Below are 16,962 nucleotides of genomic sequence, written 5' to 3' on the forward strand. Positions count from 1 at the left end.
ACATCAACAAGCCAACCACCAAAGTTCTAATCGATTTATTTACTATAAATAAGTGTCAACATCAGCAACGGGCTTGTCCAACAATAGGATTAAGTTGCGGCTTCGCGCAACCTATCCTTATTTATTAGCAACCTTTATTGTCCTCTGAACTTTCTCAAACTCTCTTTAAGATCAATTTTTAAGTTTAAAACATCAGCTTCAACTTTAATCAAACCTTCATGTCTCTCTTCACCTTCAAGATTATTATATGAATTAGTTATTCCGTTAATAATTTCATGTACTTTTGTATCAAAGTGCCCATATGTATACTTGAATTCTTTCTGTTCTTTTGCAGAGAGCAAAGACTGAGCATAATCTACATTTACTCTATAACGATCTTTAGATTTCCAAAATAAGTCCATTTTTTCCTTCTTTGCTTGTGAATGGTCTTGGTAATATTTTGGTGTATTCAGAAAAAAATATTCATCTTTGAATACCCCCCAGTATTGTTCAATATTACTGATACAATCTAAAGCAATACGGTCAAGCTCTTTAAAAGCCTTGAACCTTTCGGCATGGCTAAATTGATGTTTCCAAGTACGCAAAGCAGAGATAGCAACAATTACTGTTAACAAAGCTCCAATACCAGAAACGATACCAAACACTTTATATAAAGAATCTAATGTCTCAGAACTACTATCAAGACTAATCCCAAAAATCATACCGATTACTAGTATTGCTAAACAGCAAAACCAGATGATTCCATCATTCAAATACTCAACTCCTAGTTGGTTGCTAACATTTTATTCGTGCACATGCGCGTTTACCTCGTTGGACCAGTGAAAACGCGCACAGTTAACTAATTGATTTTAACAAGCTACCTAGCTGCTAACTCGTTCGCTCTACTTTAATCGTTGTTACATCTAACTTGAATACGCCAATTAACCATAAGATACCTGCCTTACAATGCTGGCAAGGCCAATGCGGTATCAGTGTTACGTTTTCTGTCTTTGCCTTCTCCACTTTACCTGTGTGTGATGTGGCAACTAACGCCCGACTCAGCCGACGCGTTAGTAGTCGGCTACAGTAGTTTGTTATGTTCATCTGTCTCCGTTGAGCTTTGTTTCAGATCAACGTCCTCCTGCCTAAGAAAACTCGAATTATATCTTTCTTCTAAGTTATCCCAGTCAATCGTTAGCGCTGCCAGTAAAATCTGAACTACAATCAAAACCCCAACAAGTAATGAATATTTCCTATTAAAACGAAGATTTTGAACCTGCATTTCACTATTTAATCCGGAAAGCCTACGGTCTATAGATGCCTTTAATTCATCAGCAAGCTTAAGCCTATATTTTGCAATTCTTTTTGCGCTATCCGAGTAAGACTCGCGACAGCTATGAGGAATCTCTTTCTGAATCGCCAGAATATTTTCCCTCAATGATTCTAGCTGGTTTGTAGACTCGAAAAGTATGTCATAGTTTTTTTCAACCTTGTTTGTGTTCTTCAATAATGCTGAATTAGCGTACTCCGAAACCTCTACCTGTTGCCTTGCTACATCAATAAACATTGAAATAAATATATGTGAGTCGTATAGAGTTAACCCTTTCCGAGCAAAATTATCAAACTGGTCAAACTCTTCTAAGCTTTTGCTCTTTATAAACAGCGCATCTAGATCATTCTTCTCTACAACGTAACGGCTTAAAAAATGCTCTGAATTATCGCTACTTATTTTTTCATCAAAAAATCCAAGACTTCGTCGACAAACGTGAACATGGCTATCATCCTCGCATTCATCAACTTCAACAAAATAAGGCTCATTAGTATTTCTATAGATATCTGCAATTAGCGTTAACTTCGATTCATCCTTAGTTATTCGCCATAGACTAAGGACTTTTTTAGCCATACCGACCACATCGCTGCAAACCTTATTTATATTCTCATTTATAAGGTCTTCAATTAGGTTTCGTTTATCATGATGTTGAATAGCTCTAAATTGCTGTGAAAATGGATTTACGGAAGCAAAGGCGTCGTATCTCTTTACCTCGCTAACATCAACACTGGAGACCATTCCTGTTGCTGACTCATTCAGGAAAAAATATAGTGACAAATAATTAATTCCATACGAGTACTTGGACAGAGACACGTAACAAGAATCGCAAAACTCTGTTTCTTCCTCCATTCTCAATAGCGAAGTCAGCCTGTTTTCTTTATGAAAATGAATCCAACCTAAATTTCTGTACCCGCCACCATGGTCATACTTGTTTTCAAAAGCGGAATCATCTCTCCTAGGGTTGTAATCAATAGGAGATGCATTGGACTTTAGCCATCGGCGAATCGAATCCAAATCATCATGATCAACCTTTACAACTACGCTTATAGCTTTCCACGTGAAGCTTCCATCAAAAAGACTGGCAGATTTAATTCGATCCTCTTTTTCATATAGATGCTGGATCGACTCTTGCTCTTTTCGAGAATAGCTCTTGGCAATAAATCGAAGCCACTTAGGGAATACCCAAGGAATTAACCTGGCTAGGAGTAAGACAATTTCAGTATATTTGGCTTTTATAGGTTTCATTATTTTATTTCAAGCAAAGGCGAGTTATATTTATGGACAATTATGAGTTAGAGTCGACGGGCAGTTCTGTGCCCAGACTTTGTGAAAACTCTAGATGTCTGAAAGACATTTATCAGAATAATCATTAATATTTAGCTTAATATACCTACCAAGCATACTCTCGTTATTTTGGATTCGCTTAAGGTTATGATTGATAAACTTTTCTAGTCTATTTTCTTTAACAATATAAGAACTCCCTTCATAGATGATTTCATTACCATTGATTGCAATTTCAAATAATAGATTTTTTTGCTCATCGATAAAAAGGAGCCGATCAAAATGGCAAATATTTTCTAAAGTAGTAGCTTCAAGAGGTTCACTCATAAGAGTTTCATTAATTAAGTCTTTGAGTATATGAAACACTTCGAACTGGCTATAAATTATTGCATTCTTTGTATCTGTATTAATCCAGTAAATAGTCTCGCTTTCTTCAATATCTGAGCCTCTAATTAACTGGTTTGCCAATGAATTGAAAGATATTAAACCAATAAAAACTAGAGATACGAATAATTTCATGAGCAATATTCCACTTTTCTTTAATACTAGCTAGTTATGATCAATTAATCTATATGAATTGTTTATTTTACATACTGCGGTTTGTATAATAAGGCTATTGATTCAATCGAGGGTTGAGGCAATATGTCAGAGTTTAAAAGCGGTGAAAGTCGTGACCAAAACGCTATTTCCAGAATCGCTGGAAGATTACGTCAGTGAAGATAATACGGTTATCATACGCGGCCGATATATGGAGAAATATCAATGACCCCCACAGACCCTTTATGAATTTCGTAGTAATCTCTTACTACTTTAATCGTTGAACCGTACTTATCTGATATACCTTTGTATATTGCTGGTTGCTTTGATAGCACACTAGTTAAGGCTCTTCCCCCATTCAAGAATTTCAGAGGATAATGAGTGCCTACTACGTAGAGGTTTTTAGCCTTTTTAGTATCATATTCCGCAAGTTGATAGAAATCTTTGAATAACCCATTCTGCCGTATTGACTCAGCCCCACCTTTCCAATCGATAAACTTAAATTCAGCTACTTGAAGGTTTGTTTCGAGATCAAATTTTCGACCAGTATTTCCCGCTCCTAAAGAAACACTTTGAACAACTTCCCCTTTTTTTAGAATATCTTTAAGTGAGTGCAATATTCCTGAGGCATGAATAATAATATTAATCTCTCCTGCAACTTTTTTTACAGCCAAGGCTGAAGCAACAAAGTCATCATCTATTTTTCTCTCAAAGCAATACTCTAATGAGTCGGCAGCGCTAGCGCCGATAATGTCTTCTTCCAAGCGAGAAAGACTTTCAGTGAGAGAATCTCCATGAAATTTACGAATTGCTTCAATTGCACTTTCAATGCTCATTTGTACCTTTACGCTTAATGAAGTTAGGCCGTATCTATACCCACAATACTGGTATTACAGAAAGTAAGTCAAATGATGCTTTGGTGAAGTGCGTGTTCAATAGGCCGAAACAAACTTTGGGACAAAGGTGAGTTATATTTATAGCCCGTGGATGGACACTAACGATTTAGTGAATAGCTCTAAATCGTTAGTGTCAGATTAGAAAAAGTATATTAAAACTATTAACGGCTAGTTATGTACTGCGTGGAGCGAACATTATTATTGCCATACCCACAAGTGCTATTACAGAACCAACAATATCCCAAACCGTTGGACGGATACCATCCACAGCCCATAGCCATAGAATAGCCATAAAGATATAAACACCACCATAGGCAGCATAAACTCTACCTGCTGCTGTTGGGTGCAACGACAACAACCAAGCAAATACTACAAGACTAAGAGCTGCAGGAATTAGCAACCAAACTGATTTCCCCTCGCGTAACCAAAGATATGGTAGATAACAACCAATAATTTCAGCCAAAGCAGTAATTACAAAAAGTCCTATAATTTTTATTTCAGGCAAAAGGTGCTCTCTCAAAGCCATAACTGTGTTTAACACATATAGCATTTTGAGTTTTTATACACAACACACAATATAATTAGTCTGCCTTGGGCCACTGCACTGTAAAATCAGCGTTCGATGACTCCAACGTGAGCAATAACAAGTTACTCTAAGGTCTGATTTACAGAATTTTGGGTATACTTTCGTAGAAAAATGAAAGGTTAGTTATCGCTCCAATCCGAACTTCGTAGTGTTCTATTTTCATTGCTTGTGTGGCGAGCGTTTAGCTAATTCTCTCTAATCTGGTTCTTTCCCTTGTATACTAAATCAAGCTTGCAATGTATGCAGGGTAACTTTACATTGGACTTAGGTTTTTTAAGTAATTAAGTATTAAATGGCTTTTTTATTCTCGCCCAAGATTGGTCCCTTTTCTGATGAATCGCTAGAAAGCTATTTATTGCGAGTAGTGTCAGAGAATTTTTTTGACTCGTATGAAGGGCTAAGCTTAGCTATTCGTGAAGAGCTTCATGAGCTTGATTTTGAAGCGCATGGTGCGTTTCCGATCGACTTGAAAAGACTCAATGTTTATCACGCCAAGCATAATAGTCACTTTAGAATGCGGGCTTTAGGGCTGCTCGAAACATTATTAGACTTACCTCGATACGAGCTACAAAAGCTGGCTTTGTTAAAGTCAGATATTAAATTTAATTACTCAGCGGCCTTATATAAAGGTGGGGTAGATATTCCCCAAAGATTTATTTGTTACCACACTGAAGAGGCCGTTGATTCGATTCCGGTATGCCCACAATGTCTTGCAGAAGAAGCTTACATTAAACAAAGCTGGCATATAAAGTGGGTAAATGCATGCGCCAAACATCAATGTACTTTGGTCCATAAATGCCCAGAGTGCTGCGCTCCAATTAACTATATCGAAAATGAGTCAATTACTCATTGTTCATGCGGTTTTGAGCTGTCTTGTGGCAGTACCTCGCCTGTAAACACATTAAGCATTGATCATTTAAATAAATTACTGAATAAAAGTGAGCTCGATGATAACAACCCGCTATTTAAAAATACCACTCTTACAGAGCGCTTTGCTGCGCTCCTTTGGTATCAGGAGCGGTACTCTAAGGAGGAAACCTTTTGCTTAGACGATGTTGTGAATTATTTTAATGAGTGGCCAGTAGTATTTTATAAAGAGCTTGATGAATTGAGTAAGAATGCAGAAATGAAGCTAATAGACCTGTTTAATAAAACAGAGTTTAAGTTTATTTTTGGTAACGCTATTTTGTCTTGTCCCAATACTCAAAAGCAGAGAGAACCTCACTTTATTTATAGTACTCTGTTAGATTATTTAGCTACTTTGGTTGAGAGTAACCCTAAAACTAAAAAGCCAAACGTAGCTGACTTATTAGTAAGTGTATTGGAGGCTGCAACTTTGCTGAGTATTTCAATAGAGCAGGTTTATAGATTGTATCAGGATGGTATTTTGCAAACGGCATTTCGTCATAAAATGAATCAGCGAATCAACCCTTATAAGGGCGTGTTTTTTTTAAGGCATGTAATTGAGTACAAAACTAGTTTTGGAAATGATAAAGCTAGAATGTATTTGTCGGCATGGTAAATATATGCATTTAAAAGAACTTCTAGATATTACAGACACCACTGAGCGAGATAGGTTATTACGTCGTGCTTTTAATCCCTACACAACAACGATTGATATAACAGGCTGCGAAGCCATTGCTCTGATTATTTTGTTAAACCTGACTTACCGCAAAAACCACGTTGATGATTTACTGGATAAGCAGTTAGCAAAACAGGCTTTAAAAAGTGAAGACCATATTAATAAATGCGTTCAGGAAATAGCGTGGTTTCATACTCATAATTTAAAATATCCTGATATTAGAGTAAGTAAGCAAAATCTAGCTGTAGAGCGGCCACTACTGCACTCCTACGTTTTGAGTAGTGCTAACTATCCTAAAGCCTATGGCTGGGCACATGACTCTGCTAAAGTGAATGTAGCTAAGCTATTTGTTAGTTACTTTAAATGGCAAAACGAAGACTATTGTTTGGCACAAATACTATCTTTGTATTCGGATAACTGGAAAGCCGCATTTACCTCTCTTGGATTATCCGTTAAAGCTTTTAAAAGCTTATGTGCAACAGTTCAGGAAGCGTTGCCCGAAGAAGTAGTCCCTGACTCGGTTGATCGCTATTCTCGCCAAATTAGAATGCCTTATCATGATGGTTATGTAGCTGTTACGCCCGTAATTAGCCATGTGGTTCAATCAAAAGTTCAGCAGGCGGCAATTGATAAACGAGCTCGATTTAGCAATGTAGAGTTTACGCGACCTGCTGCTGTCAGTATGTTAGCTGCTTCCTTAGGTGGGGTTGTTAATGTGCTTAACTACCCTCCTGATATACGAAGTAAATATCATGGTTTAAGTAACTCACGAGCATTTAAATTAAATAATGGACAAACAGTATTTAACGTTGGAGCACTATTAAAGCCGGAATTCATTAAAGCTTTAGAAGGTATTATATTTAGCAATAACGCCTTGGCTCTTAAACAACGCAGACAGCAAAAAGTTAAAAATATTAGAGATGTAAGAAGTACGCTTTTAGAGTGGTTTTCACCTGTATTTGAATGGCGCTTGGACGTTGTTGAGAATGGAAGTGACTTAGAACAACGTCAGAGTGCTTCAGACCAACTAGAGCATAAAATACTATCGCTGCCCGACGATGAACTCCCGTCGCTAACTATTCCTTTATTTAGGTTACTAAATGAAATGCTTGGCTGTGTGAATATGACTCAAAGATATGCTTTTCACCCTAAATTAATGAGCCCTTTGAAAGCAGCTTTACAATGGCTACTTATCAATCTTACAGATAAAAAAAACGAACCGATTGAAGAGGATGATAAGTGTTTTCGTTATTTACATTTAAGCGGCTTGCGTGTGTTTGATGCGCAAGCATTATCTAACCCTTACTGCTCAGGTATTCCATCTTTAACCGCTGTTTGGGGGATGCTTCATAGCTACCAAAGAAAGCTTAATGAAGCGCTTGGGACTAATATACGGTTCACATCTTTTTCTTGGTTTATTAGGGATTATTCTACTGTAGCAGGAAAAAAGCTTCCTGAACTTAGCCTTCAAGGTGTGCAGCAAAATAAGCTTAAGCGCCCAGGTATTATTGATGGCAAATATTGTGATTTGGTATTTGATTTAATAGTACATGTTGATGGTTATGAAGATGATTTACAGGCAGTAGATAGTGAGCCAGATATTTTGAAAGCGCACTTTCCATCTAACTTTGCAGGTGGTGTTATGCATCAACCCGAGCTTACTTCAAATGTAAATTGGTGCTGTTTGTATAGTAATGAAAATCAGCTGTTTGAAAAGCTAAGACGGTTACCTTTATCAGGTTGCTGGGTTATGCCGACTGAACACAAAATACATGATTTAGATGAGCTACTCTTATTATTAAAGAGTGACTCTAAATTGAGCCCATCTATGATGGGGTATATGTTACTCACTGAACCGAAAGTTAGAGTAGGTGCGCTTGAAAAGCTACATTGTTATGCTGAACCAGCAATAGGAGTGGTGAAATACGAAACGGCCATTAGTTTGAGGTTAAAAGGTATTAGCAACTATTTTAATGAAGCTTTTTGGATGCTAGATGTTCGAGAAAAGTTTATGCTAATGAAAAAGGTTTAACCGGAAGATACTTAATGGAACTATGTAATATATTAAAATATGATCGCTCACTTTATCCTGGTAAAGCAGTGTTTTTTTATAAAACGGCTGACTCTGATTTTGTTCCTTTAGAGGCTGACGTTAATAAGATTAGAGGCCCAAAATCTGGTTTTACTGAAGCATTCACTCCGCAGTTTTCACCAAAAAACATCTCACCTCAGGACTTAACACATAATAATATATTAACTCTTGAAGAGTGTTATGTCCCTCCAAATGTGGAACATATATTTTGTCGGTTTTCTTTAAGGATACAGGCTAAATCGTTGGCTCCTTCAGGCTGTAGTGACCCTGATGTTTTCTCTTTATTAAAAGAGTTGGCCGCGACGTTTAAAGAGAGCGGGGGTTATAAGGAGTTAGCCGTAAGGTATTGTCGAAATATTCTATTGGGTACATGGCTTTGGCGTAACCAAAACACGGGTAACACTCAAATTGAAATTAAAACCAGCAAAGGGAGTTGTTATTTAATCGATAACACCCGTAAGTTGGCTTGGGAAAGTAAGTGGGCTTCTGATGATCAAAAAGTATTGGAAGAACTAAGTAATGAAATTGAGAGCGCATTAACCGATCCCAATGTTTTTTGGAGTGCCGATATAACCGCGAAAATAGAAGCCTCATTTTGCCAAGAAATTTACCCAAGCCAAATTCTTAACGACAAGGTTAAGCAAGGAGAGGCTTCTAAGCAGTTTGTAAAAGCGAAATGTGCAGATGGCCGTTATGCTGTAAGCTTTAATTCTGTAAAAATAGGTGCCGCGCTTCAGTCAATTGATGATTGGTGGGATGAGGATGCAAGTAAAAGATTACGAGTGCATGAGTTTGGTGCAGATAAAGAAATAGGCATAGCCCGACGCCCTCCCGATTCTGAGCAGAACTTTTACTCTATTTTCAAAAATACTGAATGGTATTTATCAGCCCTTAAAAATTGCATTACTAATAAAAATGAAAGTATAGACCCAGCTATTTATTATTTAATTTCTATATTGGTTAAGGGTGGAATGTTCCAGAAAAAAGCAGAGGCTAAAAAGGCGTAGTTATGCAAAGGTATTACTTCATAATCCACTTTTTACCAAAACAAGCAAACCTAGCGCTGCTTACTGGCCGTTGTATTTCTATTATGCATGGATTTATTTTTAAGCATAATATTGAAGGAGTGGGAGTTACGTTTCCTACTTGGTCGGACTCATCAATCGGCAATGTAATTGCTTTTGTTCATACGGATATGGCGGTTTTAAACAGCCTTAAAGAGCAAGCGTATTTTGTTGACATGCAAGATTGTGGCTTTTTTAAAATAAGCCAAATTTTAGCCGTTCCTGACAGCTGCCAAGAAATACGTTTTATACGTAATCAGGCGGTAGCAAAAATATTTACAGGTGAAAGTAGAAGAAGATTAAAGCGTCTGCAAAAAAGAGCCTTAGCAAGAGGTGAAGACTTTAACCCTAAAAAGCTCGCAGCCCCACGTGAGGTTGATATTTTTCATAGGGTAGCCATGACTAGCAAGAGCTCACAAGAGGATTATATTCTTCATATTCAAAAGCAAAATGCCGACTGCCAAGCAGAGCCAGTCTTTAGTAATTATGGTTTTTCATCAAATGAAAAGTTTAAAGGCACGGTTCCTGATTTATCACCGTTTATAGAAAGCAATTAACCTTTATTTTTGTCACAATTATAAGTTATTGATATTAATGCGATATAAGCAAGCATTTTAAAAATGGGTAAAATTGAATTTGCTTTTTAATTATATGAATTATATAGATAAATTTAGCTATTTTGATAGTGACCTGCCGTATAGGCAGCTGAAAATAAAACGTTCTTTGCTCTGACTTGCTGCGTGCAGTGACCTGCCGTATAGGCAGCTGAAAATTTCTGGGAATTGGGCTTGATCAGTCATGGTTAGTGACCTGCCGTATAGGCAGCTGAAAATTCTATTATCAAAAAAACTAGAACCACAGAAACGTAACCTGCCGTATAGGCAGCTGAAGATAAAAACAATCGATTCGATGTTTAAGTTAATGTAATTCTGCCGAAAAGGCAGTGAGTAGTAATTGAAAAAAACAGTCTTATATTTAAAGGCTGGTTTTATATTTTTATTTAATAAGTAGATTTATATTTAAGGTTATTCACTCTGTTTTTAGAGAGTATTAAGTTTCCTAATTAATAACGGTAGGCTAACATCCTGTGAATAAGTAAAACATATTTGCTAGAAGTACAAATCAGTGGCCAAAATTAGTCGACCGCTAAACTACAAATTTATGATTAGCGCTAGGTTTAATATCGCTAGTTATACACATCTCTAAGCTTGCTAAAGTTATATTTAATATGGCACCTCAAGTAATTGGCTGATAGTCGGTTTAGAGAGAAAAACCGGTCATTGAAAAGTTAAACTTATTCCTGCTTTGATGAATAAGATTCTAGTTTCGTTCAATAACATTTTTAACCGCCGTTTTGGTGAAAAATAACCCTGTTAAATTTTATCTATTTTAATTATTTGTTTACAAAAGTAATTATTGGTGAAATTATCAAGGTATGTAATATACGCCGTTTTGGTGTGTTATAAACCCCTAAGCTGGTGTTCAATAAGCTGCCAAAGCACAAATGCTCCTTTGGTCATTCCGTCAGTTTAAATCTTTTTAGAATAGTTATTATCAAAAAGGATAATTACAATATGGCACAATGCACAGCACCAAGAAATGGCCACCGCACTGCTAGTGGTGCTGCTTCATGCCCTGCATGTAGTAGTAGGAGTCGTGGCTATGGCGGAGGATATCAATCATATTCACCTTCGTCATATTCCTCTTCAGGAAGTGGTCTTAGTAATAGTATTGGGTCTAGTAGTGCACGCCCTCATTGGTCAAAATCTGGTTCATCCGTGGCTTACACAGCTGCTGATGTACGAATGCTCACCCCAGTTCGTCAAAATGTCGAAAGACGAGCTTCCAAGCCTGATTTGCGGGATATCTTCCTATGCCATGCATGGGATGATCGAAAGGGAGCAGCTAAGGAGTTACACGATAAGCTTGAGGCTTTAGGTGTTTCGGTTTGGTTTAGTGAAAAGGACGTTCTTCTAGGTGCAAGTTTGCTTCGTGAAATAGATAAAGGATTGGTCAAGTCACGAGTCGGAATTGTATTAGTTACACCATCGTTTTTGAAACGGATCTCAGGAGAAGGAATCGCTGATAAAGAGCTTTCGGCACTTCTAGCGACTGACCTTCTTGTTCCCATTGTACATGAAACAACTTATGAGGATTTGCGCGATGCCAGTCCGCTTCTTGGTTCTCGAAGTGGATTAGATACCGCAGAAGACCCAATAGAAAATATTGCCGCAAAACTTGCCGAGCTGGTTGCGCTCTAACAACAATTGGCCATCGCTTTGCGATTATATCCAACAGTTCTTTTCCGCTTAGCAAGGAGTTTAGGCTGTAGAATCACTCTTTGTTAAGAGAAACAGCCTGTTTTATGAGTTACAAAATGCATTACCTAATGCTTTAAAAACAACGCTTAGAGTTAATTACAGGATCTCGTGTTTTAATTAGATCTGGCTGTTAGATTTATTCTACAGCCTCGTTATGCAAACTAGGAAAAATCAGTGTTAGAAATTATTAAATCTGTAGATATGAAAACATGGATGGGTCTTGCCGGAGTTCTAGTTGGCGCATCACTAGGGCTTGTTGGAGTGTTTATTGCGAATCGTTCAAGCCTTTCTAGGTTGAAGCTTCAGCTGGAGAAAGAGCAACAGAGGAACCATTCGCAGCTGAAGAGAGAGAAATTGGAAGAGCTATATATTCTATTAAGTCACTGGATAAGTATGTTCTTTAGTAATTATTTCAAACTTACTCTAGTTATGAAAAATGAGATAGATTACAACCAATATCTTGATGAGATAATTTCAGATGGAGCGGATAAAAAAGTTGACTTTCAGCGTATTGAAATGATTCTTAATATATATGGGAGGGAGTTACTTCCCGCGTATCACAAAGTTCTAGGGTGGCGCGAGAAAGTAAACGATATTGCTGCCGCTCATAAAATGGATTACAAAAATGGAAAGGTAAACGGCGAGAGATATATTACACCATATACCACCGTTCATACAGAACTAGAAAAATCTGTTGAAACTTTGAAAGCAGAGTTAGCTGAACTCGCAGCAAATGCATAACAAGTGTAGTCGCATGACACAAATTGCAACAGGCGTTAGGCTACTCGTCAGTCAAACCACGCTTGAACAGTATTAGAGGTATTGAAAGTGTTCAAATTAAAACTACATAGATATTTTCAGTTATTCGGTCTTTACGGAGTGCTTTTTCTAATTCCAATATTGCAAAATCAAATTAACAGCTTTTCAGGTGCAGAAGACGAATATAAAAGGAAGCAGACACAATTTATTGTCGAACATATGTATTACGACGTTAAAAGATTAACTTGTGACTTAGTTGGACAACAAGCTACGACTCACGACTGTGAAAAAGGTATATATCAAGATAAAAGGTTAAGTGGTGCAATTGATAATGAAAAACGTGTTGCTGATGACAAATCAAAGTTCTTATCCTTGTATTGGATAGCCTACTATTTATTTGCAGCTTTGGGCTTTTTGGGTAACTACATCGAGTATAGAAAAGAGTATGTTCAGTCAACGAATGTTGCAGCGTAGCCTAACAAACCAAGTAAGCGGGACAATAACACGTCGGCTCCCGTCACTTCTTTCCGTATTAGAGACACGTGTTATTACCCTTTCTTGGGGCGTTAACGCAAATATGAATCAGCATCGAGGGTAGTATGAAAGAGTTTCAAGATTTAATTATATCAATCAATAAAGATAGCTTTGATTCATTTAGTGAATATATATCAAAAGTTTCTAACTTATGGAAGAGAGATAATGAAAAGGAAGATGGTGTAACAAGATTTACTGATGAAAAAATGTATTGCTATAATTTTCTTTCTGATGATGAAGAAGTTGCGAGCCTATGGTTATCAGAAAAAGATACTAATAATCTATATGTATCAAATATTGTACCAATTAAATCGAGTCAGCTGACAATCGATGAATATAATAAAATTCTGAAACTATTTTGCGAGCAGGTTCTATCACAAGCTCAAAAGAAGTTTAATTTTAAGTTAGATATTTCAAAAGATAACATTGAGCTAGAAGATTTGTTAACAGATAACTCCGCAAAAGCTTTAAGAGCATTCTCAGCCTTGGCTAACAAATCAACAGGCCGTTCTCATCCCATGGATCAAAAAAGGTGGTTTGATTTTATAAGCTTAACTTTTTACTCTGATGCAAAAATCACTCCCGAACTGTTAGAAAAATATCTGATTGAAGATGGCTGGGATCAGAATGCTGCTTTAGAACTTGCTTGTGACTATGAGTATTCAATTGATTTACTATCAGCAGTAAGGTAAGAAGTTTTAATGAAAGCGAATTTACAAGATTTATGTAAGCTCATTATAAATGACCCAAAGCCTGTAATGTTTATCGATACATGTGTTTTCCTTGATATTGTTAGAGTGTGCGCAAGAGATAATTCTAATGTAAATACGATCACATCTGCCGACAAGTTGATTGGCATGGATTCAGTTTGGATTGTTATTAGCGATATCGTAGAAAGTGAATGGCAAGAAAATATTGATGTCGTATTCCCTGAAACAGAACGGCACCTCAAGCATTTAGACAAGAATATAGCATTATTTAAAAGTTCATTAGAAAAATTCCCATCGCTAGGTGGATTTCAATATACGAAAAAGCCTACAGAGTATGGTGTTCATCATGAGTTGAAAAAATTATCTGAAGCGTTGTATGGTAAAGCTTTGATTATTGAGGCAGATACAGACTGCTTTGGGAAAGCAATGATACGTGTTATCCAAAATGTTGCCCCATCAGCAAAAGGAAAGGACGAATCAAAAGATTGCAGTATATATGAACATTATTTAGCTCTAGCAGACTTGCTAAAACAACACTCATTTAATAAACAAATCCTTTTTGCTAGTTCTAATAAAGCTGATTTTGGTGACCCTAGTGCTCCTAGGCCTCCCATAGATAAAGAATTAAATGATCTAGGTATTCAGTTTGTGAATAATTTACCTTGGGCAACATCACTTATTGCCTAAAGTGGACTGGACTTCCCAGCTTTCACTAGACAGTTTTTAACTCACAATAGTACGATTCTTCAAATTTAGCATGTGGCACACCGCCTGTGTGTGAATGACACTTTTGCGAAGTTCGATTTGAGCGAAAACCAACTACTAGGATAAGTTAAAATTCAGTCCTACAATCGTAAATACTGAAATTTTACCAATAACTTTATTTATGCTCTGACGATGCCTATTTACCAACGACAGACGAAAGCAGTAAAGTTCAAGCATATAAATGTTAACTGTCATGTCACTGTATGGTTTTATTTTATGTCATTGTATGGTGTCGAATTGTCTGTAAGTGACTGATATGTCAGTCCAGTGCTTGTCACGCTTTGCTTACAGCGACATTGTCGCTGAAATCATAGTTTACTTGCAGCGACAGTGTGCTTTAATTATCGTCAAAGCTAAGTAAAAACCACACACCCACTATGGAGTGTGGTTTTAAAAAGAAGTAACTCAAACCTTCGAACGCTACAAAGAGCTAGTGAAAATAATAATACTTAGTTAAACTTCCTTACATTGTCAGACCTGCATAATCAGACATTTTTCGATCAATGTCCAACGACAGAACTTTCACTGATACGCGCTCCAGATTTAAAGGCATGCGAATGATATGACCAAGCTATTAAAAATGCGATTGAAAGTAAAGCCAACAGAGACCAAGGGAAAGAGCTAACACCTACTGAATCAAGCAGTATCCCACCAACGATTCCTCCGCCGGCAATGGCTGAATTCCATGCAACAACATTCATAGAAAGCGCCACATCAGCACCACTACCTGCAGCATCGGCCAATGCGGTTTGCAATAAGGTGGACGCGCCTCCAAAAGTGATGCCCCACACTACGACACCGATATAGACAATTTCTGGAGATTGAGCACCAAATCCAAATAGCAAAGCAATTAAAGCGAATGCTAAGAGACTTGTTAGAACGGTAGTACGTAAATATCGGTCCACCAGCATGCCTGCAAACCAAATACCGACAAGGGCCGCAAGACCAAAGGTAAGTAGAACCAAATCAATTCGTTTCCCAAGCCCTGCTTGCTCAACAAACGGTGCAATATAGGTATAGAGAATATTGTGGGCTAACATCCATGTCATAACCACGCAGAGTACTGGTCGAACTCCGGGACTCATGAAGACTTTCCTCAACGGTAAGCGCTCGTGAGCGGACTGCCCAGGATAGTCAGGAACCTTCGCTATCACCCAGACGATCAAGATAAGTGCCAAACCTGACATGACGCCAAATGCAGTTTGCCAACCGATAGCAGCGCCCATAAATGTGCCAAGAGGTACACCCAAAGACAAAGCAAGAGGGATACCGACCATAGCGACAGCCATTGCGCGGCCTTGCTGATGGGGCTGAACCATACGGCGCGCATAACCAGCTAATAGACTCCAAGCAAGTCCGGCCGCAACGCCCGCGAAGAAACGAGCGACCAGTGTTAGAACATAGTTGCTTGATAAAGCAGTGACCGAGTTGAAAACGAAGAAGCCGAAGATGGTCAGCAGCAGGACGTTACGCCGCTTCCAGCCACGTGTCGCAATCGTCAACGGTATGGCCGCAAGTAAAGATCCCAAAGCATATGCAGTTACCATTTGACCTGCTATAGCCTGGCTGATTTTCAGACCTGCACTGATCTGAGACAGCAGCCCCGCAGGCAATGTCTCTGTAACGATACAAATGAATCCGGTCATGGCCAGTGCAAGCAGTGCTGACATAGGTAAGCGATCCGGATCTTCATTTGCTTTATTGAGAGAATGATTCACAAAAAAGTTATCCTTTAAAAAGTTAGTGGGTTACACGTTGGCACTTATGTGCCTGTACATTTATGTACCGATCGATACAAATGTATAGTAAGCTGCCAAGTGTTGTCAATGATTTATGTATCGAGTAGTATATAAGTCATAGAGGAAAAGGAGAAAAAAATGGCAAAAATGGGTAGACCTAGAACATTTGACCGCCAAAAAGCGGTTATGGAAGCTATGTATCTTTTTTGGGAGCATGGCTACGAAATGACTTCGCTAAGCCAACTGAAAGCTAATATTGGAGGAGGGATTTCTACGCCAAGCTTTTACGCTGCATTCGGTTCAAAGGAGAAATTATTCAATGAAGCTGTACAGTGCTACTTGGAAACTTACGCATGCGTAACAGACTCCCTATGGGATGACGAGATTCCACCCAGAGACGCTGTTGAACTTGCGCTGCGACGCTCGACAAAAATGCAATGTGAATCAGGGCATCCCAAGGGATGTATGGTGTCTTTGGGGACAATGAGTGCACCCTCACTAGAGTTTACTCACGTTGCTGAACCACTTGCCGCCTCGCGATCACGAACGCTTCAAGGCTTTGTGCGATGCGTCGAACGCGCAATAACTATGGGTGAACTGTCCAAAAAAACGAATGCTAGATCTATGGGAATTGCCTTCAATAGTTTCCTGCAGGGTGTATCGATACTCGCTAGGGACGGAGTGGATGCCTCGGAGCTCAACGCTTCCATTACTGAATTAATGAAACTATGGGAGATTGAAGTGTGTCAGTCCAAATAGATACATCATCAGCAAAGAACATTTACAA

16 protein-coding genes and 1 pseudogene are annotated in these 16,962 nt (G+C 38.1%); 10 read left to right on the forward strand and 7 right to left on the reverse strand.

The annotated features are described in order from the left end of the window. Positions 1 to 134 precede the first annotated feature (134 nt). From A7968_RS21625 to A7968_RS21645, 6 genes and pseudogenes are all read right to left on the reverse strand, one after another. Positions 135 to 752, reverse strand: a complete 618-nt coding sequence (locus tag A7968_RS21625) for a hypothetical protein (protein WP_064668585.1) — start codon at positions 750 to 752, stop codon at positions 135 to 137. A gap of 115 nt (positions 753 to 867) precedes the next feature. Then, positions 868 to 1,017, reverse strand: a pseudogene (locus A7968_RS23255) (IS91 family transposase); the annotation flags it as partial. A 43-nt stretch (positions 1,018 to 1,060) separates the two neighbouring features. Continuing rightward, entirely contained in the window at positions 1,061 to 2,554 is a 1,494-nt protein-coding gene (locus A7968_RS21630; protein ID WP_064668586.1) for a hypothetical protein, read from the reverse strand. A 90-nt stretch (positions 2,555 to 2,644) separates the two neighbouring features. Then, complete coding sequence (locus A7968_RS21635; protein ID WP_064668587.1) at positions 2,645 to 3,109, reverse strand: hypothetical protein; 465 nt, start codon at positions 3,107 to 3,109, stop codon at positions 2,645 to 2,647. A 212-nt stretch (positions 3,110 to 3,321) separates the two neighbouring features. Then, a complete protein-coding gene (locus A7968_RS21640) occupies positions 3,322 to 3,963 on the reverse strand; it encodes a hypothetical protein (protein WP_064668588.1) in 642 nt (213 codons plus the stop codon). 232 nt (positions 3,964 to 4,195) lie between these two features. Next, positions 4,196 to 4,528 (reverse strand): YnfA family protein, encoded by a 333-nt coding sequence (locus A7968_RS21645; protein WP_064668627.1) that lies wholly within the window; start codon positions 4,526 to 4,528, stop codon positions 4,196 to 4,198. A gap of 373 nt (positions 4,529 to 4,901) precedes the next feature. Here A7968_RS21645 and A7968_RS21650 point away from each other — a divergent pair, with 373 nt between their 5' ends. From A7968_RS21650 to A7968_RS21690, 9 genes are all read left to right on the forward strand, one after another. Continuing rightward, a complete protein-coding gene (locus tag A7968_RS21650; RefSeq protein ID WP_064668589.1) occupies positions 4,902 to 6,131 on the forward strand; it encodes a TniQ family protein in 1,230 nt (409 codons plus the stop codon). A gap of 4 nt (positions 6,132 to 6,135) precedes the next feature. Continuing rightward, the gene (locus tag A7968_RS21655) at positions 6,136 to 8,223 is read left to right on the forward strand and encodes a type I-F CRISPR-associated protein Csy2 (protein WP_064668590.1); all 2,088 of its coding nucleotides are present in this window, start codon (positions 6,136 to 6,138) and stop codon (positions 8,221 to 8,223) included. A gap of 14 nt (positions 8,224 to 8,237) precedes the next feature. After that, positions 8,238 to 9,290 carry a type I-F CRISPR-associated protein Csy3 gene (gene csy3, locus A7968_RS21660; protein ID WP_064668591.1) on the forward strand — a complete coding sequence of 351 codons (1,053 nt, stop codon included), beginning with the start codon at positions 8,238 to 8,240 and terminating at the stop codon, positions 9,288 to 9,290. Positions 9,291 to 9,292: 2 nt separating this feature from the next. Further along, positions 9,293 to 9,904, forward strand: a complete 612-nt coding sequence (gene cas6f / locus A7968_RS21665) for a type I-F CRISPR-associated endoribonuclease Cas6/Csy4 (RefSeq protein ID WP_064668592.1) — start codon at positions 9,293 to 9,295, stop codon at positions 9,902 to 9,904. A gap of 1,221 nt (positions 9,905 to 11,125) precedes the next feature. After that, positions 11,126 to 11,608: a toll/interleukin-1 receptor domain-containing protein gene (locus tag A7968_RS21670; RefSeq protein ID WP_227008882.1), complete on the forward strand. Its 483-nt coding sequence runs from the start codon at positions 11,126 to 11,128 to the stop codon at positions 11,606 to 11,608. 234 nt (positions 11,609 to 11,842) lie between these two features. After that, a complete protein-coding gene (locus A7968_RS21675; protein WP_084448258.1) occupies positions 11,843 to 12,409 on the forward strand; it encodes a hypothetical protein in 567 nt (188 codons plus the stop codon). 87 nt (positions 12,410 to 12,496) lie between these two features. Beyond that, positions 12,497 to 12,901, forward strand: coding sequence for a hypothetical protein (locus tag A7968_RS21680; protein WP_064668594.1), 405 nt, complete (start codon positions 12,497 to 12,499; stop codon positions 12,899 to 12,901). Positions 12,902 to 13,026: 125 nt separating this feature from the next. Further along, entirely contained in the window at positions 13,027 to 13,653 is a 627-nt protein-coding gene (locus tag A7968_RS21685; protein ID WP_064668595.1) for a hypothetical protein, read from the forward strand. A 9-nt stretch (positions 13,654 to 13,662) separates the two neighbouring features. Then, positions 13,663 to 14,358 (forward strand): PIN domain-containing protein, encoded by a 696-nt coding sequence (locus tag A7968_RS21690; protein ID WP_064668596.1) that lies wholly within the window; start codon positions 13,663 to 13,665, stop codon positions 14,356 to 14,358. A 578-nt stretch (positions 14,359 to 14,936) separates the two neighbouring features. Here the strand turns inward: A7968_RS21690 and A7968_RS21695 are convergent. Next, the gene (locus tag A7968_RS21695) at positions 14,937 to 16,154 is read right to left on the reverse strand and encodes an MFS transporter (RefSeq protein ID WP_227008883.1); all 1,218 of its coding nucleotides are present in this window, start codon (positions 16,152 to 16,154) and stop codon (positions 14,937 to 14,939) included. A 159-nt stretch (positions 16,155 to 16,313) separates the two neighbouring features. On the opposite strand from A7968_RS21695, the gene A7968_RS21700 reads away from it, so the two are divergent. Further along, on the forward strand, positions 16,314 to 16,934 hold the full coding sequence (locus A7968_RS21700; RefSeq protein WP_064668597.1) for a TetR/AcrR family transcriptional regulator: 621 nt from the start codon (positions 16,314 to 16,316) through the stop codon (positions 16,932 to 16,934). Positions 16,935 to 16,962 lie beyond the last annotated feature (28 nt).

This window comes from Pseudoalteromonas prydzensis, assembly GCF_001661495.1.
GTDB classification, from domain to species: Bacteria; Pseudomonadota; Gammaproteobacteria; order Enterobacterales; family Alteromonadaceae; genus Pseudoalteromonas; species Pseudoalteromonas prydzensis.